Origin of the sequence: Cupriavidus consociatus (genome assembly GCF_017814975.1) — a bacterium.
Lineage (GTDB): Bacteria > Pseudomonadota > Gammaproteobacteria > Burkholderiales > Burkholderiaceae > Cupriavidus > Cupriavidus consociatus.
In genome coordinates this window covers 236,059-259,363 of record NZ_JAGIQA010000005.1, presented here as the reverse complement: position 1 = coordinate 259,363, position 23,305 = coordinate 236,059, and the positions used below count along the sequence as shown (strand labels likewise).

At 68.0% G+C, this 23,305-nt stretch carries 22 protein-coding genes; 17 read left to right on the top strand and 5 right to left on the bottom strand.

The window, feature by feature from the left end:
* Positions 1–21: 21 nt before the first annotated feature.
* From glyS to J8I82_RS09560, 6 genes are all read left to right on the top strand, one after another.
* Positions 22–2,145 (top strand): glycine--tRNA ligase subunit beta, encoded by a 2,124-nt coding sequence (gene glyS, locus J8I82_RS09585; RefSeq protein ID WP_209756675.1) that lies wholly within the window; start codon positions 22–24, stop codon positions 2,143–2,145.
* A gap of 31 nt (positions 2,146–2,176) precedes the next feature.
* On the top strand, positions 2,177–2,767 hold the full coding sequence (gene gmhB / locus J8I82_RS09580; protein ID WP_209756673.1) for a D-glycero-beta-D-manno-heptose 1,7-bisphosphate 7-phosphatase: 591 nt from the start codon (positions 2,177–2,179) through the stop codon (positions 2,765–2,767).
* Between the two features lie 46 nt (positions 2,768–2,813).
* The gene (locus J8I82_RS09575; protein ID WP_209756670.1) at positions 2,814–3,578 is read left to right on the top strand and encodes a lysophospholipid acyltransferase family protein; all 765 of its coding nucleotides are present in this window, start codon (positions 2,814–2,816) and stop codon (positions 3,576–3,578) included.
* Positions 3,575–4,429 (top strand): M48 family metallopeptidase, encoded by an 855-nt coding sequence (locus J8I82_RS09570; protein ID WP_209756668.1) that lies wholly within the window; start codon positions 3,575–3,577, stop codon positions 4,427–4,429. The genes J8I82_RS09575 and J8I82_RS09570 overlap by 4 nt, the downstream gene beginning before the upstream one ends.
* 72 nt (positions 4,430–4,501) lie before the next feature.
* Entirely contained in the window at positions 4,502–4,909 is a 408-nt protein-coding gene (gene gloA, locus J8I82_RS09565) for a lactoylglutathione lyase (RefSeq protein WP_209756666.1), read from the top strand.
* Positions 4,910–4,968: 59 nt separating this feature from the next.
* A complete protein-coding gene (locus J8I82_RS09560) occupies positions 4,969–5,835 on the top strand; it encodes a DMT family transporter (RefSeq protein WP_209756839.1) in 867 nt (288 codons plus the stop codon).
* A 176-nt stretch (positions 5,836–6,011) separates the two neighbouring features.
* Here J8I82_RS09560 and trpS read toward each other — a convergent pair whose 3' ends face one another.
* The 5 genes from trpS to J8I82_RS09535 are packed head-to-tail and all read right to left on the bottom strand — an operon-like array spanning position 6,012 to position 13,040.
* On the bottom strand, positions 6,012–7,049 hold the full coding sequence (gene trpS, locus J8I82_RS09555; RefSeq protein ID WP_209756664.1) for a tryptophan--tRNA ligase: 1,038 nt from the start codon (positions 7,047–7,049) through the stop codon (positions 6,012–6,014).
* 55 nt (positions 7,050–7,104) lie between these two features.
* Entirely contained in the window at positions 7,105–7,938 is an 834-nt protein-coding gene (rsmA, locus tag J8I82_RS09550; RefSeq protein WP_209756837.1) for a 16S rRNA (adenine(1518)-N(6)/adenine(1519)-N(6))-dimethyltransferase RsmA, read from the bottom strand.
* 29 nt (positions 7,939–7,967) lie between these two features.
* Positions 7,968–9,071 carry a 4-hydroxythreonine-4-phosphate dehydrogenase PdxA gene (gene pdxA, locus J8I82_RS09545; protein WP_209756662.1) on the bottom strand — a complete coding sequence of 368 codons (1,104 nt, stop codon included), beginning with the start codon at positions 9,069–9,071 and terminating at the stop codon, positions 7,968–7,970.
* A gap of 33 nt (positions 9,072–9,104) precedes the next feature.
* On the bottom strand, positions 9,105–10,577 hold the full coding sequence (locus J8I82_RS09540; RefSeq protein WP_209756661.1) for a peptidylprolyl isomerase: 1,473 nt from the start codon (positions 10,575–10,577) through the stop codon (positions 9,105–9,107).
* A 9-nt stretch (positions 10,578–10,586) separates the two neighbouring features.
* The gene (locus J8I82_RS09535) at positions 10,587–13,040 is read right to left on the bottom strand and encodes an LPS-assembly protein LptD (protein ID WP_209756659.1); all 2,454 of its coding nucleotides are present in this window, start codon (positions 13,038–13,040) and stop codon (positions 10,587–10,589) included.
* A 200-nt stretch (positions 13,041–13,240) separates the two neighbouring features.
* On the opposite strand from J8I82_RS09535, the gene J8I82_RS09530 reads away from it, so the two are divergent.
* From J8I82_RS09530 to ruvC, 11 genes are all read left to right on the top strand, one after another.
* Entirely contained in the window at positions 13,241–14,275 is a 1,035-nt protein-coding gene (locus tag J8I82_RS09530; protein ID WP_209756657.1) for an aminoglycoside phosphotransferase family protein, read from the top strand.
* A gap of 4 nt (positions 14,276–14,279) precedes the next feature.
* On the top strand, positions 14,280–15,062 hold the full coding sequence (locus tag J8I82_RS09525; RefSeq protein WP_209756655.1) for an AzlC family ABC transporter permease: 783 nt from the start codon (positions 14,280–14,282) through the stop codon (positions 15,060–15,062).
* The gene (locus tag J8I82_RS09520) at positions 15,059–15,382 is read left to right on the top strand and encodes an AzlD domain-containing protein (protein ID WP_209756653.1); all 324 of its coding nucleotides are present in this window, start codon (positions 15,059–15,061) and stop codon (positions 15,380–15,382) included. Before J8I82_RS09525 ends, J8I82_RS09520 begins: the two co-directional genes overlap by 4 nt.
* Positions 15,382–16,119, top strand: a complete 738-nt coding sequence (gene murU, locus J8I82_RS09515; protein ID WP_209756640.1) for an N-acetylmuramate alpha-1-phosphate uridylyltransferase MurU — start codon at positions 15,382–15,384, stop codon at positions 16,117–16,119. The genes J8I82_RS09520 and murU overlap by 1 nt, the downstream gene beginning before the upstream one ends.
* A gap of 118 nt (positions 16,120–16,237) precedes the next feature.
* Positions 16,238–17,629, top strand: a complete 1,392-nt coding sequence (locus tag J8I82_RS09510) for an aminopeptidase P N-terminal domain-containing protein (protein WP_209756638.1) — start codon at positions 16,238–16,240, stop codon at positions 17,627–17,629.
* Positions 17,626–18,108, top strand: a complete 483-nt coding sequence (locus tag J8I82_RS09505; protein ID WP_209756636.1) for a hypothetical protein — start codon at positions 17,626–17,628, stop codon at positions 18,106–18,108. The genes J8I82_RS09510 and J8I82_RS09505 overlap by 4 nt, the downstream gene beginning before the upstream one ends.
* On the top strand, positions 18,089–19,318 hold the full coding sequence (locus J8I82_RS09500; RefSeq protein WP_209756634.1) for a UbiH/UbiF/VisC/COQ6 family ubiquinone biosynthesis hydroxylase: 1,230 nt from the start codon (positions 18,089–18,091) through the stop codon (positions 19,316–19,318). Before J8I82_RS09505 ends, J8I82_RS09500 begins: the two co-directional genes overlap by 20 nt.
* A gap of 293 nt (positions 19,319–19,611) precedes the next feature.
* Complete coding sequence (gene dusB, locus J8I82_RS09495) at positions 19,612–20,679, top strand: tRNA dihydrouridine synthase DusB (RefSeq protein WP_209756632.1); 1,068 nt, start codon at positions 19,612–19,614, stop codon at positions 20,677–20,679.
* On the top strand, positions 20,676–20,909 hold the full coding sequence (locus J8I82_RS09490; RefSeq protein ID WP_019447044.1) for a Fis family transcriptional regulator: 234 nt from the start codon (positions 20,676–20,678) through the stop codon (positions 20,907–20,909). Before dusB ends, J8I82_RS09490 begins: the two co-directional genes overlap by 4 nt.
* 22 nt (positions 20,910–20,931) lie before the next feature.
* Positions 20,932–22,506: a bifunctional phosphoribosylaminoimidazolecarboxamide formyltransferase/IMP cyclohydrolase gene (gene purH / locus J8I82_RS09485; protein ID WP_209756630.1), complete on the top strand. Its 1,575-nt coding sequence runs from the start codon at positions 20,932–20,934 to the stop codon at positions 22,504–22,506.
* A 217-nt stretch (positions 22,507–22,723) separates the two neighbouring features.
* Positions 22,724–23,269: a crossover junction endodeoxyribonuclease RuvC gene (ruvC, locus tag J8I82_RS09480; RefSeq protein WP_209756628.1), complete on the top strand. Its 546-nt coding sequence runs from the start codon at positions 22,724–22,726 to the stop codon at positions 23,267–23,269.
* The last annotated feature ends 36 nt before the right edge of the window (positions 23,270–23,305 follow it).

The following is a 23,305-nucleotide window of genomic DNA, read 5'->3' as shown; positions in this document are numbered from 1 at the left end:
ACAACCTGTTGGATACGATTCATGTCGCAACCCATGACCGACTCGCTGCTGATCGAACTGTTCACCGAAGAGCTGCCTCCCAAGGCGCTGGCGCGTCTGGGCGACGCCTTCGCGCAGGGCCTGTTCGCCGGCCTGGGCGAGCGCGACCTGCTTGAGCCGGGCGCCACCGTGACGCCGTTCGCCACGCCGCGCCGGCTGGCAGCGCTGGTGTCGGGCGTGCGCCGCAGCGCGCCCGACCGCGAGCAGCGCGAGAAGGTCCTGCCGCTGTCGGTGGCGCTTGGCGCCAACGGCGAGCCCACCCCGCCGCTGGCCAAGAAGCTGGCCGCGCTGGCCAAGTCGGTCGGCGTCGCCGAGATCGACTGGCAGTCGCTGGAGCGTGCCTCGGACGGCAAGGCCGAGGCCTTCTTCTACCGGTACACCGCACGCGGCGCCGAGCTCGCCGCGGGGCTGCAGGCGGCGCTGGAAGATACGATCGTCAGGCTGCCCATCCCCAAGGTGATGAGCTACCAGCGCCCGGACGGCAGCACCGTGCATTTCGTGCGCCCGGCGCACAGCCTGATCGCGCTGTTCGGCAGCGAGATCCTGCCGGTGTCGGTGCTGGGCCTGCAGGCCAGCAATGTGACGCAGGGCCACCGCTTCCTGTCGCACGGCATGATCGAGATCACGCATGCCAGCGACTACGCGAAGCAGCTTGAATCGGCAGGCCGCGTGCTGGCCAGCTATGCCGAACGCCGCGAGCGCATGCGTGCCGCATTGCTGGCCGAGGCCGGCGCCGACCAGGTGATCATGCCCGAGTCGCTGCTCGACGAAGTCAACTCGCTGGTGGAATGGCCGGTGGTCTACGCCTGCCATTTCGAGGAAGCGTTCCTGGCGGTGCCGCAGGAATGCCTGATCCTGACCATGCAGACCAACCAGAAGTACTTTGCGCTGACCGATGCCCAGGGCCACCTGCGCAACCGCTTCCTGATCGTATCGAACCTGGCCACCGAGACGCCGCAGTCGATCATCACCGGCAACGAGCGCGTGGTGCGTCCGCGCCTGGCCGATGCCAAGTTCTTCTTCGACCAGGACCGCAAGAAGACGCTGGCCTCGCGCGTGCCGCAACTGGCCAGCGTGGTCTACCACAACAAGATCGGCACGCAGCTGGACCGCGTGCAGCGCCTGCAGCAGATCGCCGGCCATGTCGCCGATGCTCTCAACGCCGCCGGCGTGGCCACCGACAAGGCGGCCGCGATGCGCGGCGCGGAGCTGGCCAAGGCCGACCTGCTGACCGACATGGTCGGCGAGTTCCCCGAACTCCAGGGCACCATGGGCACGTACTATGCGCGCCACGACGACGAAGCCGGTGACGTGGCGCTCGCCTGCTCCGAACACTACCGCCCGCGCTTCGCCGGCGATGCGCTGCCCGAGGGCTCGGTCAGCACCGCCGTCGCGCTGGCCGACAAGCTCGAAACGCTGGTCGGCATCTGGGGCATCGGCCTGCAGCCGACCGGCGAGAAAGACCCGTTCGCTCTGCGCCGCCATGCGCTGGGCATCCTGCGCATGCTGATCGAGAAGCCGCTGGCGCTGTCGGTGACCGGGCTGCTGGCGCTGACGCAGCAGACGTTCGAAGGCATTGCCGCGGTCAAGCCGGCGCCGGATGCCATCGCCGACTTCCTGTACGACCGCGTGCGCGGCTACCTGAAGGAAAAGGGCTACACCACCAACGAGGTCGAGGCCGTGGTCAGCCTGCGCCCGGACCAGTTGCACGACGTGCTGGGCCGCATGGAGGCGGTGCGTACCTTCGCCGCGCTGCCCGAGGCCGAGGCCCTGGCCGCCGCCAACAAGCGCATCACCAATATCCTGCGCAAGAACACCGAGCCGGTCGGCGCGGTAAACCCTGCGCTGTTCCAGGAAGAGGCCGAAGGCGCGCTGCACGCGGCCATCGAGAAGGTACGCCCGGCCGTGGAAGCCGCCTTCGCCAGCGGCGATTTCACCGCCGCGCTGCGCGACCTGGCCCAGCTGCGCGATGCCGTCGACCGCTTCTTCAACGACGTGATGGTGATGGCCGAGGACGCGCAGCTGCGCGCCAACCGCCTGGCGCTGCTGGCCTCGCTGCATGCGCTGGCCAACCGCGTGGCCGACATCTCCAAGCTGGCCGCCTGAGCGCCGCCAGCACGCGATACCGGAGCCGCACATGCCGCAGACGCCGCCCAAGTTCGTCATCCTGGACCGCGACGGGGTGGTCAACCTCGACAGCGACCAGTTCATCAAGTCGCCGGACGAATGGATCCCCATCGACGGCAGCCTGGAAGCCATTGCCGCGCTGAACCAGGCCGGCTATCGCGTGGTGATCGCCAGCAACCAGTCCGGCATCGGCCGCGGCCTGTTCGAGATGAGCGCGCTCAATGCCATGCACGAGAAGATGTACACGGCGCTGGCGCGCCTGGGCGGGCGCGTCGAAGCCGTATTCTTCTGCCCGCATACCGCCGCGGACGGCTGCGACTGCCGCAAGCCCAAGTCCGGCATGCTCGAGCAGATCAGCGAGCGCTTCGGTATCGAGCTCAGGGGCGTGCCGATTGTCGGCGATTCGCTGCGCGACCTCGAGGCCGGCGTTGCGGTCGGTTGCGCGCCGCACCTGGTGCGCAGCGGCAAGGGCATGAAGACCCTCGACAAAGGCGGCCTGCCGCCCGGCACGCAGGTGCATGACGACCTGCGCGCCTTCGCGAGCTGGCTGACCGGCAACCATGGCGGCAACGACGGCGCCACCCGCGAGTCCGCACAATAATCCATTGCCGACGCTGGCACCGATCCTCTTTTTTGCGCCCCCACGCATGACGTTTCTCCGTTCCCTGCTGTTTGCGCTGTACCTGCTGGTGCTGACGCCTCCCTACGCCTGCGCCTGCTTCATAGTGTTTCCCTTCATGAATGCCGACCAGCGCTTCCGCTTTGTGCGCGGCTGGCCGCGGCTGGTGATCTGGGCCGCGCGCGGCATCTGCGGCATCCAGTACCGCATCGAAGGCCATGAGCATATGGACAGCATGCTCGACAAGCCCGTGGTGCTGCTGTCCAAGCACCAGTCGGCGTGGGAAACGGTGGCCTACGTGGCGCTGATGCCCAGGCCGCTGTGCTTCGTTTTCAAGCGCGAGCTGCTGCTGGTGCCTTTCTTCGGCTGGGCGCTGGGCATGCTGAAGATGGTGCATATCAACCGCAAGGAAGGCACCCGCGCCTTCGCCTCGGCTGTGCGCCAGGGACGCGAGCGGCTGTCCGAAGGCGCCTGGATCATCATGTTCCCGGAGGGCACGCGCACGCCGTCGGGGCTGGAAAAGCCGCGCTACAAGAGCGGCGGCGCGCGCCTGGCGGTCGAGACCGGCGCCTGGGTGCTGCCGATGGCGGTCAACTCCGGCCGGGTGTGGCCGCGCAACAGGTTCCTCAAGTACCCGGGCATGGTGACGATCTCGGTCGGACCGCCGATCGCCTCGGCCAACAAGACCGCCGACCAGCTCAACCAGGAAGTGGCCGACTGGATCGAGGGGGACATGCGCCGCATCGACGCGGACAGCTATCGCAGGGAAGCACGGGTAGAGCCGGCCGCATGAAGCTGCTGCGCCCCGCCTCCGACACCGACGGCGCGCAGCTGGAACTGCCGCTGGCAGAGGCCCCTGCCGGCGTCCACGCGCCGGCCGCGCCGCTGGTGCCGGAGCAGCCGGCATGGCCGGTACCGCAGCCCAATGCCCGTCTGCTGCACGTCGGCGAGCGCGCGCTGCACTATACGCTCAAGCGTTCGTCGCGACGCACCATCGGCTTCACCATCGACGACCGCGGCCTGTCGATCACCGCGCCGCGCTGGGTCACGCTGGCCGACATCGAATCGGCCATCCTGGAGAAGCAGCGCTGGATCTTCAACAAGATGGGCGAGTGGCGGCACCGCGAGGCACGCCGCGTGCTGCCCACCGTGCAGTGGCGCGACGGCGCCAGCCTGCCCTTCCTGGGCCAGCCGCTGACGCTGTCGCTGGAGTCGCCGATCGGCGCGCTGCTGTTCGATGCCGACCGCCGCTTGCTGCACCTGGCGCTGCCCGCGCACGCCGACGAGCAGCAAATCAAGGATCGTGTGCAGGGCTGGCTTCAGCAACAGGCGCGCCGGCTGCTGGCCGAGCGGCTCGACGTCTATGCCGGCAAGCTGGGCGTGCGCCATACCGGCTTTGCGCTGACTTCGGCGGCCACGCGCTGGGGCAGCTGCACCGCCGACGGCAAGATCCGGCTGAACTGGCGCCTGATGCATTTCCCGCTGTCGATGATCGACTACGTTGCGGCGCACGAGCTCGCCCACCTGAAGGAAATGAACCACGGGCCGCGCTTCTGGGAAACCGTGGAATCGATCTTTCCGGAATTCCGCGACGCCCGCGCGCAGCTGCGCGCGCATCCGCCCGAGCTGCTGCCGAGCTTTTAAGCAGCCGGTGCGTTTCGGCTAAACGCACTAAAATGGCGCCTTCCAATACCTAAAACAGTTGAAGGCCCTCAAATGCGACTCCTCCACACCATGCTGCGCGTTGGCGACATGCAGCGCTCCATCGATTTCTACACCCGCATCCTCGGCATGCAACTGCTGCGCGAGAGCGACAACCCCGAGTACAAGTACCGCCTGGCCTTCGTCGGCTACGGCCCCGAAAGCGAGACCGCGGTGCTGGAGCTGACCTATAACTACGGCGTCGACCAGTATGACCTGGGCACCGCCTACGGCCATATCGCGCTGGAGACCGACAACGCCGCCGCGGCGTGCGAGCGCATCCGCGCGGCCGGCGGCAAGGTCACCCGCGAAGCCGGCCCGGTCAAGGGCGGCACCACCGTGATCGCCTTCGTCGAAGATCCGGACGGCTACAAGATCGAGCTGATCGAGCGCCATTCCACCCGCGACGCCGGCCGCCCGTAACCCGTCCATCGACCGCGGCCGTGGACGCGCAAACCCTGACCCGCCGGCCGCTGGACGGCATGGCGGTGGGCCTGATGGTGGTGCTGTGCGCCGCCTGGGGCCTGCAACAGGTGGTGATCAAGGTGACCGCGCCGCTGATGGGCGCGGTGCTGCAGGCCGGCGTGCGCTCGGCCGTGGCGGCGCTGCTGGTGTTCGGCTTTGCCGCGTGGCGCGGCACGCCGATCTGGCGCCGTGACGGCACGCTCAACGCGGGGCTGCTGGCGGGGCTGCTGTTCGGCGCCGAGTTCTTCTGCATCTTCGTCGGGCTGGGCCACACCACGGCCTCGCGCATGGCCGTGTTCCTGTACACCGCGCCGATCTTCACCGCGCTGGGACTGCATTTCGTGGTGCCGGGCGAGCGGCTGCACACCGGGCAATGGCTCGGCGTGGCGCTGGCGTTCGCAGGCATGGCACTGGCGTTCGCCGATGGCATCGCGGCGCCGTCGGCCCATGGCAGCACACTGCTGGGCGATGCGCTCGGCATCCTGGCCGGGGCGCTGTGGGCCGCCACCACCGTAGTGGTGCGCGCCAGCCCGCTGGCGACCGCGCCGGCCAGCAAGACGCTGCTGTACCAGCTGGCGGTATCGGCGGTGCTGCTGCTGGCGATGGCGGTGGCCGCGGGCCAGACCGCGACCGTGCAGGTCGACGGCGTGGTGCTGGCGAGCCTGTTCTACCAGTCGGTGCTCATCGCATTTGCCAGCTACCTGACGTGGTTCTGGCTGCTGCGGCGCTACCTGGCGTCGCGGCTGTCGGTGTTTTCCTTCCTGACGCCGCTGTTCGGGGTGGCTTTCGGCGTGGTGCTGATGCACGACGCGGTGGGGCCGCGTTTTGCGGTGGCGGCCGTGCTGGTGCTGGCAGGGATCGTGCTGGTCAATCGGCGGGCGTAAGGCGCACGTCAGGGTTCGGGTTAAAACCGTGACCTTGCTTGGTGTGGCGCCTTGCTAGCCCACCCCTCACCCCGGGCCCTCTCCCCCTGAGGGGAGAGGGAGAACACCTTGCTCAGGCAAGCTCGGACGGCCGGGGAGCACCCAAAACCGGTGGGCGCTTTTGGCCGCCCCCAAGATCAGCGGCGCGCCTCGAACGAGAACATTCCCAGCGCGTCGCGCACTTCCTCCAGCGTCTGCTGGGTCAGCTTGCGTGCCTTTTGCGTGCCCTGGCGCAGCACATCGAACACATAGTCCGGATTCTTGGCCAGCTCTTCGCGGCGGGCACGGATCGGGGCGAGCATGTCCTGCAGGATGCCTTCGATGCGGCGCTTGAGCACCATGTCGCCCAGGCCGCCCTTGCGATAGTGTTCCTTCAGCGCTTCGACTTCCTCGGTGTTGGGATCGAACGCGTCCAGGTACGTGAACACCACGTTGCCCTCGACCTGGCCAGGATCCGACACCTTCAGGTGGTTCGGGTCGGTGTACATGCTGTGCACCGCGGCCTTGATCTGCTCCGGCGACGCGCCCAGCGCGATCGCGTTGCCCATCGACTTGCTCATCTTGGCCTTGCCGTCGACGCCAGGCAGGCGGCCGAACTTCGGGATCAGCGCCTTGCACTCCGGCAGCACGTCGCGGCCGACCTGGTTGTTGATGCGGCGCACGATCTCGTTGGTCTGCTCGATCAGCGGGGCCTGGTCTTCGCCCACCGGCACCACCTGGGCCTTGAAGGCAGTGATGTCCGCGGCCTGCGCGGCCGGGTAGCACAGGAAGCCCGCCGGGATATCACGGCCGAAGCCGCGCGCCTGGATCTCTTCCTTGATGGTCGGATTGCGCTCCAGGCGCGAGACCGTGACGAAGTTCAGGTACATCAGCGTCAGCTCGGCCAGCGCCGGCAGGTGCGACTGCACGGTGATAGTGGTCCTGGCCGGGTCGATGCCGACCGCCAGGTAGTCCAGCGCCACTTCCAGCACGTTGCGGCGCACCTTGTCGGGATCGTGCGCGTTGTCGGTCATGGCCTGGGTGTCGGCCAGCAGCAGGTATTGCTCATGCGAATCCTGCAGCGCCACGCGGCTCTGCAGCGAGCCGACGAAGTGGCCGAGGTGCAGCGGGCCGGTGGGACGGTCGCCGGTCAGGATCACGGGACGCCGGTTGGTTTGGCTGGTTTGGGCTGTCATGGGACGGTCTTGCACGAAATAAGTCGCGGAAATTCGGGTTCGTTGATCTGGGGCTTCAGGCGGCCTGCCCCGCGGCGCCGCCACCCAAGCGGCGGGCCAGTTCGACATACTCGCCGACGGGCACTTCCTCGGCGCGGCGGCCGAGGTCGAAACCCATCGCGTCGAAGTCGACCTGGTCGCGCAGGAACGACAGCGTATTGCGCAGCACCTTGCGCCGCTGCGAGAACGCCGCGGTGACCACGTCGCCGAGCACGGTGATGTCGCAATCGGCATGCGGCGAGCGCAGGCGGCCGTCGTGATGGCGCGGCCACGGGATCATCCGCACCACCGCCGAATCGACCTTGGGCGGCGGGTTGAAACTGCCGGGCGGCACGTCCAGCACATGTTCCATGTAGTAGCGCACCTGCAGCATGATCGACAGCCGCCCGAAGGCCTTGCTGCCGGGCTCCGCCACCATGCGCTCGACCACTTCCTTCTGCAGCATGAAGTGCTGGTCGCGCACCCGGTCGGCGAACTGCATCAGGTGGAACAGCAGCGGGCTGGAAATGTTGTACGGCAGGTTGCCGACGATGCGCAGCGGCCTGCCCGGCACTTCCAGCTTGCCGAAGTCGAAATCCAGCGCATCGCCGGCATGTACCTGCAGGCGCTCGCCATAGCGGCGGCGCAGGCGCTCGACCAGGTCGCGGTCGAGTTCGACCACCTGCATCTGCGGGATCCGTTCGAGCAGCGGGCTGGTCAGCGCGCCGAGCCCCGGCCCGATCTCGACCAGCACGTCTTCGGCTTGCGGATTGATGGCATTGACGATGCCGTGGATGATGGTGTCGTCGACCAGGAAGTTCTGCCCGAATCGCTTGCGGGCCACATGGCCCTGGTGCACGTTGGAACGCATGGTTCGATGTTGCAGCATGAGGTCCGGCTTCAGCAAGGCGGCTGCAAGCCAGGATTGGGATGGCCCGGATGGCTGGTGCCGGCGCCATCGGGATGGCGGCCGTTGGCATGGCCGGCCATGGTGACCGCACTGCGGATGGCCTCGATCATGCTGCCATGCTCTGCCTGGCCGGTGCCAGCCAGGTCCAGCGCGGTGCCGTGGTCCACCGAAGTGCGGATGAAAGGCAGCCCCAGCGTGATGTTCACGCCGTGGCCGAAGGTGCCGTATTTGAGCGGCGCCAGCCCCTGGTCATGGTACATCGCCAGCACGCAGTCGGCATCTCGCAGGTGGCGCGGCTGGAACAGCGTGTCGGCCGGGAAGGGACCGCGCGCATCGATGCCGGCATCCTTGGCCTGCGCCAGCGCGGGCACGATCACGTCGATCTCTTCGCGGCCCATGTGCCCGCTTTCGCCGGCATGGGGGTTCAGGCCCGTGACCAGGATGCGCGGGCGCGCGATGCCGAAGTAGCGGCGCAGGTCGGCATCGATGATGGTCAGGGTGTGCAACAGCAGCGGGACGGAAAGCGCGTCGGGCACCGCGCGCAGCGGCAGGTGGGTGGTCGCCAGCGCCACGCGCAGCATGGCGTTGTCGTGCGCGGGCTGCGGGCCGGCCAGCATCATCACCACGCGCGGCACGCCGGCGCTGTCGGCCAGGTATTCGGTGTGGCCGGTGAAGGGCACGCCGGCATCGTTGATGGTGCTCTTCTGCACCGGCGCCGTGACCATGGCCGCATAGCGCGGCGCGGCGCGGCCATGCGGGCGGCAGCCGGCGATGGCGGCATCGAGCAGCGCCAGCACGTACCGGCCATTGCGCGCGTCCAGGCGGCCCGGTTCGCACGCGACCGCCAGCTTGATATCCTCGATCACCACGTCGCCGTCGGCGATGCGCCGCTCCCAGGCGTGCGTCACGCCCAGCGCCGCGGCGCGATCGGCCAGCAGGCGGGCATCGCCCAGCACATGGAAGCGGTAGTGCCCGCTGCCGCCGTTGTTGCCATGGTTGGCGCCGGCGAGCTGCAGCAACGCCCCGATGGTGATATCGGGGCCGATGCCGGCGGGCTCGCCGGTGGAAATGGCCAGGGATAGCGGGTCAGGCATGTCGGCGTGGGCGGTCGGCGGCGCTTGCGCGTGTCAGCGCTGGCGGTTGATGCGGTACTCGACGTACGCCTGCGAGCGCAGCTGGCGCACCCAGTCATCATACGCGGCCCGCAGCTTCTGTTCGCGGACCTCGGCGCGGGCAAAGTCGCGCTGCTTCTCGGGCGACAGCTCGGTCTCGCGGCGGTTCAGCACCTGGATCAGGTGCACGCCGAATTGCGTGACCACCGGCTCGGAGATCTCGTTCGGGCGCAGGCGGCTCATGGCCTGCTCGAACTCGGGCACCAGCTCGCCCGGCGAGACCCAGCCGAGGTCGCCGCCGTTCTGTGCCGAGCCATCCTGCGAGAAGCGCTTGGCCGCGTCGGCAAAATCGCCGCCGTGGGTGATGCGGTCGCGCAGCGTGCTGAGCTGGCGGCGCGCCTCGGCTTCGGGCATGTTGGGGCCGGTGCGGATCAGGATATGGCGCACTTGCGTCTGCGTGATCTTGCCTGCAGCGGCCGTGCCGGATGCCGGCGCGGCGCGCTTGGCCAGCAGCTTGACCACGTGGAAGCCCGCGGCGCTTTCCACCACCTGGGGCGCCACGGCGCCAGGCTGGAGGTCCACCACCAGGTTGGCGAACAGCGCCGGCAGGCGGCCGATCTCGCGGAAGCCCATCACGCCGCCCTGGGCGGCTTCCGGGCCTGTCGAATTGGCTTGCGCCAGCTGCGCAAAATCCGCGCCGCCCTGGGCCTGCTTCAGCAGCCCCTCGGCCTTGGCGCGCTGCGCCTGCTTCTGCGCGTCCGAGGCATTCTCGGGCACGCGCACGAGGATCTGCGCCACGTTGTATTCGGTCGGGCCGGTAGCGCCGGCCTGGCCGCCGCGGGCAGCGAGGAAGTTGTCGATCTCGCCGTCGTAGACCTGCACCTTGGAATCGACCTCGCGCTCGCGCAGGCGGATCACCTGCACCTGCTTGCGCAGCTCATCGCGGTATTTGGTCCAGGTCATGCCGCTGGCTTCCACGCGGCGGCGCAGCTCGGTGGCGTTCATGCGGTTCTGCTGCGCCACCGATTCGATGGCGCGGTCGATCTCCTGGTCGGTCACGCGGATGCCGGCTTCCTGCGCGGCCTGGGTCTGCACGCGTTCCATCACCAGGCGCTCCAGTACCTCGCCGAGCAGGTCGGCGCGCGGCGGGACGGGACGGCCGGCGGCACGCAGCTGGCCTTCGATTTCATCGGCGCGGTCGAGCAGCTCGCGGCGCGTGATCACGCTGTTGTTGACCACGGCGACCACCTCGTCGACCAGCTGCGAGCGCTTCTGGTCGCCGGGCCGCGGCACGCCGAGCTTGGGCTGGCTCGCCGGCGCGGCGACGTCGGAAGACTGCGGCACGAAGATGCCGGTGGCACGCCCGGTGCCCGGCGCCTTCAGCTGCGCGGCGGCCGGAACGGCGATCGCGGCCAGCACGGCCGGCAACAGCAGGCGGTGCCACGACGTCATGAGAAAGGAAAACAAGGCGAATTCTTGACGTTTCATCTTAATCCGTCATTCATAGTGATCGTACTGGGTCGTCGGTACCGGCTTGGCGGACACGGGCTCGTAGCCCGGCACGTTCAGGCGCAGGATGTTCAGCGGATTGGACCCGATCTTGGAAAGGCCACGGAACTCCACCTGCAGGAAGACCCGCCCGGTGTAGCCCTGCGTGGTGTTGCGGAAACGCTGGTAGACCACCCGGCCGACCCAGCAGTCCGCGGCGTATTCGACGCCGGCCAGCGTATCGACCATCTGGCTCGCGCTCAGGTCGAAGGCGAAGCGCGCGATGGCGTAGGCACGCCGCGTGATCGGCCACTGGCCCGACAGCTCGAACTGGTCGATCGCGGTGTTGTCGGTCACGGCGGTCGGACGGCGGTAACGGTAGCCGGCGTTGAAGACCTTGCGCGGCTCGGGGCGGTACGCAAAAGCCACGTTGCCGTAGTTGATCCGGTCGGTATCCAGGTTGTACTGCACGCCCATGTCCAGGTAATAGCCCCGGAACATCTGGATAGTGGTCGCCGCGAGCAGGTCGGAGGCGCCAGGCTTGGGGTCCGCCAGCGTGCCATTGATCTGCACGCGCTGCCCGGTGAAATCGTAGCGCTGCGCGATGGTGCCGCGGAAGCGCTCGATGCCGGAGTCAGCCTCGATCAGGCGCGTGGTCAGGCCACCCGTGATCTTGTTGTTGTCGGCAATGCGGTCATAGCCGGTGAACGGGTTCTCGCTGAAGATCTGGCCATAGCCGAAGTCGGACTGGACCGTGTCGAACAGCGGGAACAGGCTCTGGTCGCGGAACGGCGTGTAGACGTAGAACAGGCGCGGCTCCAGCGTCTGCAGGTAGTTCACGCCGAACAGCCGGCTCATGGTTGGCGCCTCGCGCTCGAACGTCATGCCCGAATCCAGGCTGACGGTGGGCAGCACGCGCGAGAAATTGGTCTGCGCGTTGGGCGTATTGTCCTGCGACTCCATCTGGTACTGGGTCGCGTTGAACGTGACCTTCGGCGTCACGTACCAGCCGGCGCGCACGATCGGGTAGCTGATGCTCGGCTGGATGAACATGCGCTCGCCCTGCGGCTGCTGGAAGCCGGTGGACGTCAGCGGGATGCGGAAACGGGTGTAGTCCGCCTCCACCTGCACATCGAAGCCGCGCAGGTCATAGCGGATGTACTTGCCGTTGAGCTGCGGCTCGCGCTCGTACGACGGCTCGCTGGGGCGCAGCGTCTGGAACTTCTGCACCCGCGCCATCAGGAAGAAATCCTGCCAGTTGTAGGTAACGCCGCCTTCCTGAATGTACTGGCGCTGCGCGGACTGCGCCACGCTGCGGTTGAAGTCGTCCGGGTACTGGTCGTCCGAGACCCGGTTGACGTTCAGGTAGGCGTTCAGCCCCTTGGCCAGGTTCTGGTTGTGCTGGATCGAGTAGGCCCAGCGGTTCGAGTTGGTCTTCTGGTCATCAGGCAGGAACTCGGCGCGGATGCGGCCGGAGTAGCCCTGCCCCAGGTAGCGGTACTCGCCGCCCAGCTGCAGCCCCCGCTCCGTCATCAGCCGCGGGTAGATGGTCAGGTCGCGGTTCGGCGCGATGTTGACGTAGTACGGCATCGTCAGGTCGAAGCCCGAGCGCGAGCTGTAACCCATCAACGGCGCCAGGAAGCCGCTGCGACGGTCATCATTCAACGGAAAGCTGAATGCCGGCGCTGCCGCGATCGGCACCCCGAAGAAATTCAGCACGCCGCCATAGGCAACGCCCACCTGGCGGTCGCTGTCCAGGTCGATCTGGTTCGCGCTGAAATACCAGTCCGCGTTGTCCGGCGAGCAGGTGGTGTACGACGCCCGCTTGATGGTGCTGCGGTCCTTGTCCAGGAAGTCGATGCGCTCGGCCTTGCCGGCGCCGCCGGTCTGCTGGAAGTAGTAGTCCGGCGACAGCATGTAGCCTTCGTTGGCCTCGACCTTCAGCTTGGCCTCGGGCCCTACCGCCAGCGTGCCGCTGCGCGACAGCCGCACGTTGCCCTGGGCATGGGCCTCGTCCGTATCCTGGTCGTAGCTCAGCTTGTCGCCCTTGACCACGCCGCCGTCGCGACGCAGCTCCGCGTGACCCTCGAGCTCGACGCCGCGCTCGCTGTAGCCGGTCATGCGGTCCCCCTCGATGAACGTCGGCGCGCCGGAATCAGGCTCGCTGGTCTTGGGGGGCTCGGCCAGCCGCGGCACCAGTTCGCCGGATACCGCGGGCAGCTCGGGCGCCTGCGGTGCGGCTTCGAACACCGGCTCGACCTGGTCCAGGTCCGGAATCGCCGAGCCCGACATCTGCGCCTGAGCGCCGGCCGACAAGCCGGCCATGGCCAGCACCAGCGGGCGCAGCCGGCCCGCGTTCAGGCGGCCCTTCAGGCGACCAGCGAGCCTGGCGCCGGCGGCGGCGCCAGTGGGGGCAGGCGAAAGCAAGGCCCTGTTATTCGGTGTTCGTCGTTGTTCGGTCATTCGCACGGGTTGTCAGTCTCGGCGTGGGCTGCGGCCGCCTGCAAGCCGCCAACCCCTGCCAGAGCAGGCTGCGGGGCAACGAAGGCCCCTCCCGGGGGCCGCCCGGCGCCCGGGTCTGGTCGGGTATTATACGGGGCAACCAAACCTGCCCTTGCGGCCGGCTTGCCCCGCTCCACGATATTTTTCCGCGCCCTTCCTGTATGGCAGCTCTTCCCCACGACCTACGCCTGGACCAGCTCAAGGCTTGGGTGTCCGGCCTTGGCCCGGCATGGTCCGCCGACCCCGACTCCTGCGTACCCGCATCGGCCGATGCCAGCTTCCGTCGCTATTTCCGCGTGCGCACCGGCAACCCGGCGCACCCGACTGCCATCGTCATGGACGCGCCGCCGGCACACGAGGACTGCCGACCCTTCATCCACGTCTGCCAGTTGTTCGGCGAGGCCGGCGTGACCGTGCCGACCGTGCTGGCGCAGGACCTGACGCAGGGCTTCCTGCTGCTCGCGGACCTGGGCAGCCAGACTTACCTGTCGCGGCTGGACGACTCCACGGCCCATGGCATGTATACCGATGCTGCCACGGCGCTGGTCCGCATCCAGGCCGCCACCCGCCCAGGCGAGCTGCCCGCCTACGACCGCGCGCTGCTGCAGCGCGAACTCGACCTGTTCCCGCAGTGGTACGTGGCCAGGCACCTTGGCGCAACGCTGAGCGACGCCCAGCAGGCCGACCTGCTCGAAGTGATGAATACGCTTCTTGCCAACAACCTTGCGCAACCGCAGGTCTACGTGCACCGCGACTACCACTCGCGCAACCTGATGGTGCTGGATGGCGGCGCCAATCCTGGCGTGCTGGATTTCCAGGACGCGGTGATCGGCCCGATCACCTATGACGCCGTCTCGCTGTGGCGCGACGCCTATATCGAATGGGAAGAAGAGCAGCAGCTCGACTGGCTGATCCGCTACTGGGAGCGCGCACGCAAGGCCGGCCTGCCAGTCAATGCGGATTTCGGCGAGTTCTACCGCGATTTCGAATGGATGGGCCTGCAGCGCCACCTGAAGGTGCTGGGCATCTTCGCCCGCCTGTACCACCGCGACGGCAAGGACGGCTACCTGGCCAACTTGCCGCTGGTGCTGAAGTACACCCGCAGCGTTGCCGGCCGCTATACGGAGCTGCGCAAGCTGATCCGCCTGCTGGATGCGCTGGAAGGCGTGGCCAGCCCGGCCGGCTATACCTTCTGACAACATGCCTGACGTCGACGGCAAGGCCGGCCCCGCCCCCATCACCGCCTTCGGCGAGTGGCTGGCCGGCGCGCGCGCGCTCGCGCCGATGCTGCTTGGCGTGGTGCCGTTCGGCCTGATCTACGGCGTGCTGGCGGTGGGCGCCGGCATGCCGGCATGGCTGGCCTGTGCCATGAGCGTGATCGTGTTCGGCGGCGCGTCGCAGATGATCCTGACCCAGTTGTGGACCGCCGGCACGCCCGCGGTGGTTATCACGCTGACGGTAGCCATGGTCAACCTGCGCCACGCGCTGTATTCCGCGACGATAGCGCCCACGCTGGCTCACCTGCCGCGCCGCTGGAAGGCGCTGATCGCTTACCTGCTGACCGACGAAGCCTTCGCCGCGATGACACACCGGCTGGGCGATACCGGGCCGCGCGCGCAATACCGCCACTGGTACTACTTCGGCGGCGGCTTCGCGCTGTGGGCCAGCTGGCAGGTGTCGACGCTGGCCGGCGTGCTGGTTGGCGCCCAGGTGCCGCGCGACTGGCCGCTCGATTTCTTCCTGCCGCTGACCTTTATCGGCATCATCGTGCCCGGTCTCAAGCACCGCTCGCACGTGGCCGCCGCGGTGGCCGCCAGCGTACTGGCGGTGGCCTGCTACGGCCTGCCGCACAAGCTCGGACTGATGGTGGCGGCACTGGGCGGCATCGCCGCCGGCATGCTGGTGCTGGGCCGCAACCGCCCCGGCGCGCGCCGGGCCGGCGCGGCAGATCGGTCCGGCTCGGTCGGCAAGGAGGCCGCATGAATGCGCTGACCTTGCTATGGGTCTTTCTGGCCGCCGGCATGGCGACCTTCCTGATCCGCCTGTCATTCATTGCCGTGGAAGGCCGCGTGCGGCTGCCGGCGTGGTTCCGAACCGCGCTGCAGTTCGTCCCGGCCGCCATGCTGTCGGCGCTGATCGCCCCCGACCTGCTGATGCAGGGCGGCGAACTCGCGCTCACCCCAACCAATGCGCGGCTGGTGGCCGGCGTGGTCGCCATCCTGATCGCCGCGCGTACCCGCAGCGTCGGCTGGACCATCGCCGGCGGCATGGCCACGCTGCTTGCCCTGGAGGCCCTGTTCTGATGAAGGTGATGATCTTCGCCGCCGGCCGCGGCGACCGCATGCGCCCGCTGACCGATACCTGCCCCAAGCCGCTGCTGGCCGTGGGCGGCAAGCCGCTGATTGTCTGGAAGATCGAAGCGCTGGCGCGTGCCGGCCTGCGCGACATCGTCATCAACCACGCGTGGCTCGGCGAGCAGATCGAAGCCGCGCTCGGCGACGGCAGCCGCTTCGGCGTGCGCATCGCCTACTCGCCCGAAACCGAGGCACTGGAAACCGCCGGCGGCATCGCCAGGGCCCTGCCGCTGCTGTCGCACGACCCGGCCCGCGGCGAGATCTTCCTGGCCGTGTCGGGCGACATCTTCTGCGACTACGACTTCCGCACGCTGCTGCCCCGCGCCATTGCGCTGGCCGGCCAGGCCGAGCCACGCATGCACCTGGTGATGGTGCCCAACCCCGCATTCCACCCGCGCGGCGACTTTACGATGGATGCGCAGGGCCGACTGTCGCTGGACGAGGATCCGACGCACGGCGAGCGCCTTACCTTCGGCAATATCGGCCTGTACGACACGCGCTTGTTCACTGGCATCGCCCCCGGCAGCCGTGTCGCCATGACGCCGCTCTACCGCGCCGCGATCACCGCGGGCACCGCTACGGGCGAACGTTTCGCAGGTCGCTGGGAGAACGTCGGCACGCCGGCGCAGCTGGACGAGCTGAACGCCAGTATTACGCCTGTGGCGGCCGCCTTCGTGGGCCGTTGATCGAGGCGGGCCGGAGCCCTGCCATGGCAGTGGCGCGGCGCGCCTTTTGCTGCACCGACGCTGCAACGCGCCCGGCGGCGTTAGAATCGGCCTGATCCTCCTCTTCCCAGGCCACACCATGTCCGCACCCGACAACGCCCTCCTCGCCGCCTGCCGCGAACGCCGCGCCCGTGTGCTGCAGCACCTGCGCGCCGGCGGCGGTGGCGTGGCGATCCTGCCTACGGCGCCGGAAGCCATGCGCAACCGCGACAGCGACTATCCGTACCGGCACGACAGCTATTTCTATTACCTGACCGGCTTCACCGAGCCCGAGGCCGTGCTGGTGCTGGTGGCCGGCGCGCCGGGCGACCCCGCCGATGCCGACCGCAGCATCCTCTTCTGCCGCCCCAAGCACGAAGAGCGCGAGATCTGGGACGGTTTCCGCTACGGCCCCGAAGGAGCGCGCGCCGCGTTTGGCTTTGACGAAGCGCATTCGGTCGAAGAGATCGACGCGACGCTGCCGCCGCTGCTGGCCAATCGTGCCCAGGTGGCCTACCCGCTGGCCGAGTCGACCCGCACCGACATGCAGATGCGCCGCTGGCTCGACGCCGTGCGCATGCAGGGCCGTGCCGGCGTGGCCGCGCCGTCGGTGGCGATCGATATCCGCACGCTGCTTGACGAGATGCGCCTGTTCAAGGACGCCGGCGAGCTGGCGATCATGCGCCGCGCGGGTGAAATCTCCGCCGGCGCCCATGTGCGCGCGATGCGGGCCACGCGCCCCGGCCTGCGCGAGTACCACCTCGAAGCCGAGCTGCTCTATGAATTCCGCCGCCATGGCGCGCAGAGCGTGGCCTACAACTCGATCGTCGCGGCTGGCCCCAATGCCTGCGTGCTGCACTACCGCGCCGGCCCGGCCGAGCTGAAGGACGGCGACCTGTGCCTGATCGACGCCGGCTGCGAGCTCGACGGCTACGCTTCGGACATCACCCGTACCTTCCCGGTGTCGGGGCGCTTTTCGCCCGCGCAGCGCGAGCTGTATGACCTGGTGGTGGCGGCGCAGGAAGCCGCAATCGCCGAAACCCGCGCCGGCGTGCCCTACAACGTGCCGCACGATGCCGCCGTGCGCGTGCTGGCGCAAGGCATGCTCGATACCGGCCTGCTCGACCGCAACAAGGAAGGCACGCTCGACGACGTGCTCGCCAGCGGCAGCTACCGCCGCTTCTACATGCACCGCACCGGGCACTGGCTTGGCATGGACGTGCACGACGTGGGCGAATACCGCGTCGCCAGCCACAGCGGCGAAGGCGAGCGTCCGTGGCGGCCGCTGCAGCCGGGCATGGTGCTGACCATCGAGCCCGGCATCTACGTGCGCCCGGCGCAGGACGTGCCGGAGCGCTACTGGCATATCGGCATCCGCATCGAGGATGACGCCGTGGTGACCGATGGCGACTGCGAGCTGATCACCCGCGGCGTGCCGGTGCATGCCGGCGAGATCGAAGCGCTGATGCGCGATGCCGGAGGCCGGCGATGATCGGTTGGCTGCGCAGGCTCTTTCCCGGCCAGGCCAGCGCCCAGGCCGCGGCCGCGCGACCGCGCGACCCGTCAGAACCGTTCATCATCAACCTGTTCGACGACCGCGTCGTGGTGCACCGCCCCGATGGCCAGCGCGAGGAAATCGCGTGGGACACGCTGGAACGCGTCGTGGTACGCGTCTCCAACCGCGAGCCCTGGGCGGGCGCCGCCTGGCTGATCCTTGTCGGAGCGCCCGACAGCGGCCAGGGTTGCGTGGTCCCGGCCGATGCCGCCAACTATGCCGCGCTGCTCGAGCAACTGCGCGCGCTGCCCGGTTTCAACCAGCAGAAGCTCGACAATGCGCTGCGCGACGCCGCGGCCGGCAAGTCGCGCACTGACGCGATCTGCTGGAAGCGCGGTGCCGGCGAGACTGGCGGCGGCAGCGATGCCCCGGGCGGCAATACCGGAGGCAGTGACGATGCCGGCCGCACCAGCTGATCTCCACGACATCGCCATCGTCGGCGGCGGCCCGGTGGGACTGGCGCTGGCCTGCCAGCTGCTGCGCACCACCGACTGGCGCATCGCGCTGATCGATGCGGCCACGCCGGCGCGCGCCGCGCGCGATCCGCGCGCAATCGCGCTGTCGCACGGCAGCCGCCAGTTGCTCGAACAGATCGGCGCCTGGCCCGTGCCCGGCAGCCCGATCGAGCATATCCACGTGTCGCAGCGCGGCCGCTTCGGCCACGTCCGGCTGCACCATGACGACTACGGCGTGCCGGCATTGGGCTACGTAGTCCGCTATGGCGAGCTGTGTGACGTGCTCGAACGCGCCCTCGCGCGCGCCGCGCAGGCTTGCCCGGCCGACCGGCTCCAGCGCGTATTCGAGACCCGCATCGACCAGATCGAGCAGCCGACATCGGCCGGCACCGGCGACGATGCCGACGGCGGCACAGTGCAGCTGACCGGCACCGCCCATGACGGGCAGACAGCGGTCTTTGCCTCCCGGGTGGCGATCCAGGCCGAGGGCGGCTTGTTCCACGAGCAGGCCCGGCACCAGGGCCGCGGTGCGCGTACGCGCGACTACGGGCAGACCGCCGTGATTGCCCATGTGGCCTGCTCGCGCCCTCAGCCAGGCTGGGCCTGGGAGCGCTTTACCGAGGAAGGCCCGCTGGCGCTGCTGCCGTACGACGAGCACGGCGTGCCGGGCTACGCGCTGGTGTGGTGCTGCCCGCCGGAACAGGCCGCACGGCGGCTGGCGCTGCCCGAGGCGGAGTTCGCACTGGAACTTGGCCGTACCTTCGGCGACCGCATGGGCTATTTCACGCTGGCGGGCAAGCGCCATGCCTTTCCGCTGGGGCTGAACGCCGCGCCGGTCACGGTCAGCGGCCGCGTCGCGGCGGTCGGCAATGCGGCGCAGACGCTGCACCCCGTGGCGGGCCAGGGCCTCAACCTGGGTCTGCGCGACGCCTTCGCGCTGGCCGACTCGCTGCGCGCCGCCTGCACGCCGCAGGCGCTGCAGGCCTTTGCCAGCCGGCACCGGTTCGACCGCGCGGTCACCATCGGCGTCACCGACCTGCTGCCGCGTCTGTTCGGCGTGCCCTACCCGCTTGCGGCGCATGCCCGCGGGGCGTCGCTGGCAGCACTCGCCTGCCTGCCGCCGCTGCGGCACGCGCTGGCGCGCCACATGATGTTCGGCATGCGCCGCTGAGGCCGGGCATCGGGTATCTGTGGCGCGTGCGCCACGCCCCACGGATCCCGTTACCGATTGCGCCATCGATGCTCAAATCTTGGGCAGTCGCTCCCGTTTGGCGGTAGAATCTCGCCCTCGCACATGTCCCGATCCATCGCCGGCTGCAGTTTCGGCAGGGGCATGTTTTTCCGTTTCGTCTCTGTTTCGCCCGATCGTCACAAGGTCTCCCGAACCAGAGCAGGCCATCCCGATCCCTTCCCGGCGCGCGTGCCGCGAGGGCGGCAGGGCCCCAGCTGAACCGCCGCCCTATCGTGCAGATCGGACCTCACCAACTCCGCAACAACCTGTTTGTCGCCCCCATGGCGGGCGTGACGGACCGGCCGTTCCGCCAGCTGTGCAAGCAGCTCGGCGCCGGCTATGCGGTGTCGGAAATGGTGGCGTCCAACGCACAACTGTGGAAAAGCGAAAAGACCATGCGCCGCGCCAACCACGCCGGCGAGGTCGAGCCCATCTCGGTGCAGATCGCCGGCGCCGAGCCGTCGATGATGGCCGAGGCGGCGCGCTACAACGTCGACCGCGGCGCGCAGATCATCGATATCAACATGGGCTGCCCGGCCAAGAAGGTGTGCAACGTCGCCGCCGGCTCGGCGCTGCTGCAGAACGAGCCGCTGGTGGTCCGCATCGTCGAGGCGGTGGTCGCTGCCGTTGGCGATCGCGTGCCGGTCACGCTGAAGATCCGCACCGGCTGGAACCGCGAGAACCGCAATGCGCTGCGCATCGCGCGCATGGTCGAGGATGCGGGCATCAGCATGCTTACCATCCACGGGCGCACCCGCGCCGACCTGTACCACGGCGACGCCGAGTACGAGACCATTGCCGCGGTCAAGGCAGAAATCTCGATCCCGGTGGTCGCCAACGGCGATATCACCACGCCGCAGAAGGCGAAGCAAGTGCTGGCGCTGACCGGCGCGGACGCGATCATGATCGGCCGCGCGGCACAGGGCCGGCCGTGGCTGTTCCGTGAAATCGAGCACTTCCTGAAGACCGGCGAAATGCTGCCTTCACCCGAGGTGGCCGAGATCCGCGCGATCATGAACGCGCACCTGGAAGACCACTACGCCTTCTACGGCGAGTTCACCGGCGTGCGCACCGCGCGCAAGCATATTGCCTGGTACACGCGCGGCCTGCGCGGCGCGAACCTGTTCCGGCACCGGATGAACACACTGGAATCCACCACCGAGCAACTGTCGGCGGTCAATGCCTTCTTCGACGAGCAGGCGGCGTTCTCGGACCGGCTGGTGTACGGGGACGACGACCAGGGCAAACAAGATAAAGACGAAGCGAACAACAACAAAAACGGGGAGTTGCTTGCCGCATGAGCCGCAACGCTATCGACCAGTGCATCCGGGACAGCCTGGACACGTATTTTCGCGACCTGGACGGTGAAGAGCCTTCCAATATGTACAACATGGTGCTCGAGGCCGTCGAACGGCCGCTGCTGGAAGCCGTGATGGTGCGCGCCGAGCGCAACCAGTCGCTGGCGGCCGCCTACCTGGGCATCAACCGCAACACGCTGCGCAAGAAGCTGCAGCAGCACGGTTTACTTTGAATTTGAAGCGTTTCCCACAGCCATGATCAAGCAAGCCCTCCTTTCCGTTTCCGACAAGACCGGCATCGTCGAATTCGCGCGCGAACTGAACGCGCTCGGCGTGACGCTGCTTTCCACCGGCGGCACCGCCAAGCTGCTGGCCGACAGCGGCCTGCCCGTGACGGAGGTGGCCGACTACACCGGCTTCCCGGAAATGCTCGACGGCCGCGTCAAGACGCTGCACCCGAAGGTCCACGGCGGCATCCTGGCGCGCCGCGACCTGCCCGAGCACATGGCCGCGCTGGCCGAGCACAATATCCCCACGATCGACCTGCTGGTGGTAAACCTGTACCCGTTCCAGCAGACCGTGGCCAAGGATGACTGCACGCTGCCGGACGCAATCGAGAACATCGATATCGGCGGCCCGACCATGCTGCGCTCGGCGGCCAAGAACCACCGCGACGTGACCGTCATCGTCGATCCGGCCGACTACGCCGTGGTGCTCGACGAAATGCGCGCCAATGGCAACGCCGTTGGCTACGACACCAACTTCCGCCTCGCCACCAAGGTGTTCGCGCACACGGCGCAGTACGACGGCGCCATCACCAACTACCTGACCAGCCTGGGTGCCGACAAGTCGCACCAGGCCCGCAGCGCCTACCCGCAGACGCTGAACCTGGCGTTCGACAAGGTCCAGGAAATGCGCTACGGCGAGAACCCGCACCAGTCGGCGGCGTTCTACCGTGACCTGAAGGCGGTGGATGGCGCGCTGGCCAACTACGTGCAGCTGCAGGGCAAGGAGCTGTCGTACAACAATATCGCCGACGCCGATGCGGCGTGGGAATGCGTGAAGTCGTTCGATGCGGCCAATGGCGCGGCCTGCGTGATCATCAAGCACGCCAACCCGTGCGGCGTGGCACTGGGCGCCAACGCGCTGGAAGCCTATGAGAAGGCATTCAAGACCGATTCCACCTCGGCCTTCGGCGGCATCATCGCTTTCAACGTGGAACTGGATGAAGCCGCTGCGCAGGCCGTGGCCAAGCAGTTCGTTGAAGTGCTGATCGCGCCGTCGTTCAGCGCCGCCGCGCGCGCCGTATTCGCGGCCAAGCAGAACGTGCGCCTGCTGGAGATTCCGCTGGGCAAGGGGATCAACCAGTATGACTTCAAGCGCGTCGGTGGCGGCCTGCTGGTGCAGAGCCCGGATGCCAAGAACGTGCAGCCGTCCGAACTGCGCGTGGTGACGCGTCGTCATCCGACGCCGAAGGAAATGGATGATCTGATGTTTGCCTGGCGCGTGGCGAAGTTCGTCAAGTCCAATGCCATCGTGTTCTGTGGCGGTGGCATGACGCTGGGTGTCGGTGCGGGGCAGATGAGCCGTGTGGATTCGGCCCGGATTGCCAGCATCAAGGCGCAGAATGCCGGGCTGACGCTGGCTGGTTCCGCGGTGGCTTCGGATGCGTTCTTCCCGTTCCGTGATGGGTTGGATGTTGTTGTGGATGCGGGTGCTACGTGCGTGATCCAGCCGGGTGGGTCGGTGCGGGATGATGAGGTGATTGCTGCTGCTGATGAGCGGGGGATTGCGATGGTGCTGACTGGGACGCGGCATTTCAGGCATTAAGCGTTTTGGTTGACGGCTGGGGTTGTTGCTGTTGGTGACATGCTGTCGGCTTTTGAAGCTGTGTTGTCGCCGTTGATGACATGCTGTCGGCCGTTGAAACGCCTGGTTCAACGGCCGACAGCATGTCATCAACAGCGACAAAGCAGCTTTAGAAGCCGACGAGCATGTCACCAATACCGACCACAGCGCCAAAACCCAACACCAAATCAATCCCAAAATGCGAATCCTAGGCATCGACCCCGGCCTGCGCACCACCGGCTTTGGCGTGATCGAGAAACAAGGCAACAAGCTTGCCTACATCGCCTCGGGCACGATCAAGAGCAACGGCAACGAGAGCCTGCCGGAACGGCTGAAGACGCTTTACGACGGCATCAGCGAGGTTTCCCGCACCTATGCCCCCGACTGCGCCGCGATTGAAAAGGTCTTCGTCAACGTCAACCCGCAATCCACACTGCTGCTCGGCCAGGCCCGCGGCGCAGCGATCTGCGGGCTGGTCGGCTACGGCCTGCCGGTATTCGAATACACCGCGCTGCAGCTGAAGGTCGCTGTGGTCGGCTACGGCCGCGCCAACAAGGCCCAGGTCCAGGAAATGGTGACCCGCTTGCTGATGCTGCCAGGCCAACCCGGCAGCGACGCGGCCGATGCGCTGGGCGTGGCCATTTGCCATGCCAACGGCGGCGATACCCTGGGCACACTGGCCGGCATGGCCCCTGAACTGGTGCGCAAGGGCATGCGCGTGCGACGCGGCCGGCTGGTCGGCTGAGCCAGTCTCCGGAGTCTCTTACAATCAGGCATTCGT

What these genes read in the sequence shown, in the direction of transcription:
- J8I82_RS09490 (WP_019447044.1), top strand. Translation starts at nt 20,676, where the DNA reads ATGAGCCGCAACGCTATCGACCAGTGCATCCGGGACAGCCTGGACACG.
- J8I82_RS09570 (WP_209756668.1), top strand. Translation starts at nt 3,575, where the DNA reads ATGAAGCTGCTGCGCCCCGCCTCCGACACCGACGGCGCGCAGCTGGAA.
- rsmA (WP_209756837.1), bottom strand. Translation starts at nt 7,938, where the DNA reads ATGCGTTCCAACGTGCACCAGGGCCATGTGGCCCGCAAGCGATTCGGG.
- J8I82_RS09575 (WP_209756670.1), top strand. Translation starts at nt 2,814, where the DNA reads ATGACGTTTCTCCGTTCCCTGCTGTTTGCGCTGTACCTGCTGGTGCTG.
- trpS (WP_209756664.1), bottom strand. Translation starts at nt 7,049, where the DNA reads ATGACAGCCCAAACCAGCCAAACCAACCGGCGTCCCGTGATCCTGACC.
- murU (WP_209756640.1), top strand. Translation starts at nt 15,382, where the DNA reads ATGAAGGTGATGATCTTCGCCGCCGGCCGCGGCGACCGCATGCGCCCG.
- pdxA (WP_209756662.1), bottom strand. Translation starts at nt 9,071, where the DNA reads ATGCCTGACCCGCTATCCCTGGCCATTTCCACCGGCGAGCCCGCCGGC.
- J8I82_RS09525 (WP_209756655.1), top strand. Translation starts at nt 14,280, where the DNA reads ATGCCTGACGTCGACGGCAAGGCCGGCCCCGCCCCCATCACCGCCTTC.
- J8I82_RS09520 (WP_209756653.1), top strand. Translation starts at nt 15,059, where the DNA reads ATGAATGCGCTGACCTTGCTATGGGTCTTTCTGGCCGCCGGCATGGCG.
- J8I82_RS09560 (WP_209756839.1), top strand. Translation starts at nt 4,969, where the DNA reads ATGGCGGTGGGCCTGATGGTGGTGCTGTGCGCCGCCTGGGGCCTGCAA.
- J8I82_RS09530 (WP_209756657.1), top strand. Translation starts at nt 13,241, where the DNA reads ATGGCAGCTCTTCCCCACGACCTACGCCTGGACCAGCTCAAGGCTTGG.
- J8I82_RS09505 (WP_209756636.1), top strand. Translation starts at nt 17,626, where the DNA reads ATGATCGGTTGGCTGCGCAGGCTCTTTCCCGGCCAGGCCAGCGCCCAG.
- J8I82_RS09510 (WP_209756638.1), top strand. Translation starts at nt 16,238, where the DNA reads ATGTCCGCACCCGACAACGCCCTCCTCGCCGCCTGCCGCGAACGCCGC.
- purH (WP_209756630.1), top strand. Translation starts at nt 20,932, where the DNA reads ATGATCAAGCAAGCCCTCCTTTCCGTTTCCGACAAGACCGGCATCGTC.
- J8I82_RS09540 (WP_209756661.1), bottom strand. Translation starts at nt 10,577, where the DNA reads ATGAAACGTCAAGAATTCGCCTTGTTTTCCTTTCTCATGACGTCGTGG.
- glyS (WP_209756675.1), top strand. Translation starts at nt 22, where the DNA reads ATGTCGCAACCCATGACCGACTCGCTGCTGATCGAACTGTTCACCGAA.
- J8I82_RS09535 (WP_209756659.1), bottom strand. Translation starts at nt 13,040, where the DNA reads ATGACCGAACAACGACGAACACCGAATAACAGGGCCTTGCTTTCGCCT.
- gloA (WP_209756666.1), top strand. Translation starts at nt 4,502, where the DNA reads ATGCGACTCCTCCACACCATGCTGCGCGTTGGCGACATGCAGCGCTCC.
- J8I82_RS09500 (WP_209756634.1), top strand. Translation starts at nt 18,089, where the DNA reads ATGCCGGCCGCACCAGCTGATCTCCACGACATCGCCATCGTCGGCGGC.
- ruvC (WP_209756628.1), top strand. Translation starts at nt 22,724, where the DNA reads ATGCGAATCCTAGGCATCGACCCCGGCCTGCGCACCACCGGCTTTGGC.
- gmhB (WP_209756673.1), top strand. Translation starts at nt 2,177, where the DNA reads ATGCCGCAGACGCCGCCCAAGTTCGTCATCCTGGACCGCGACGGGGTG.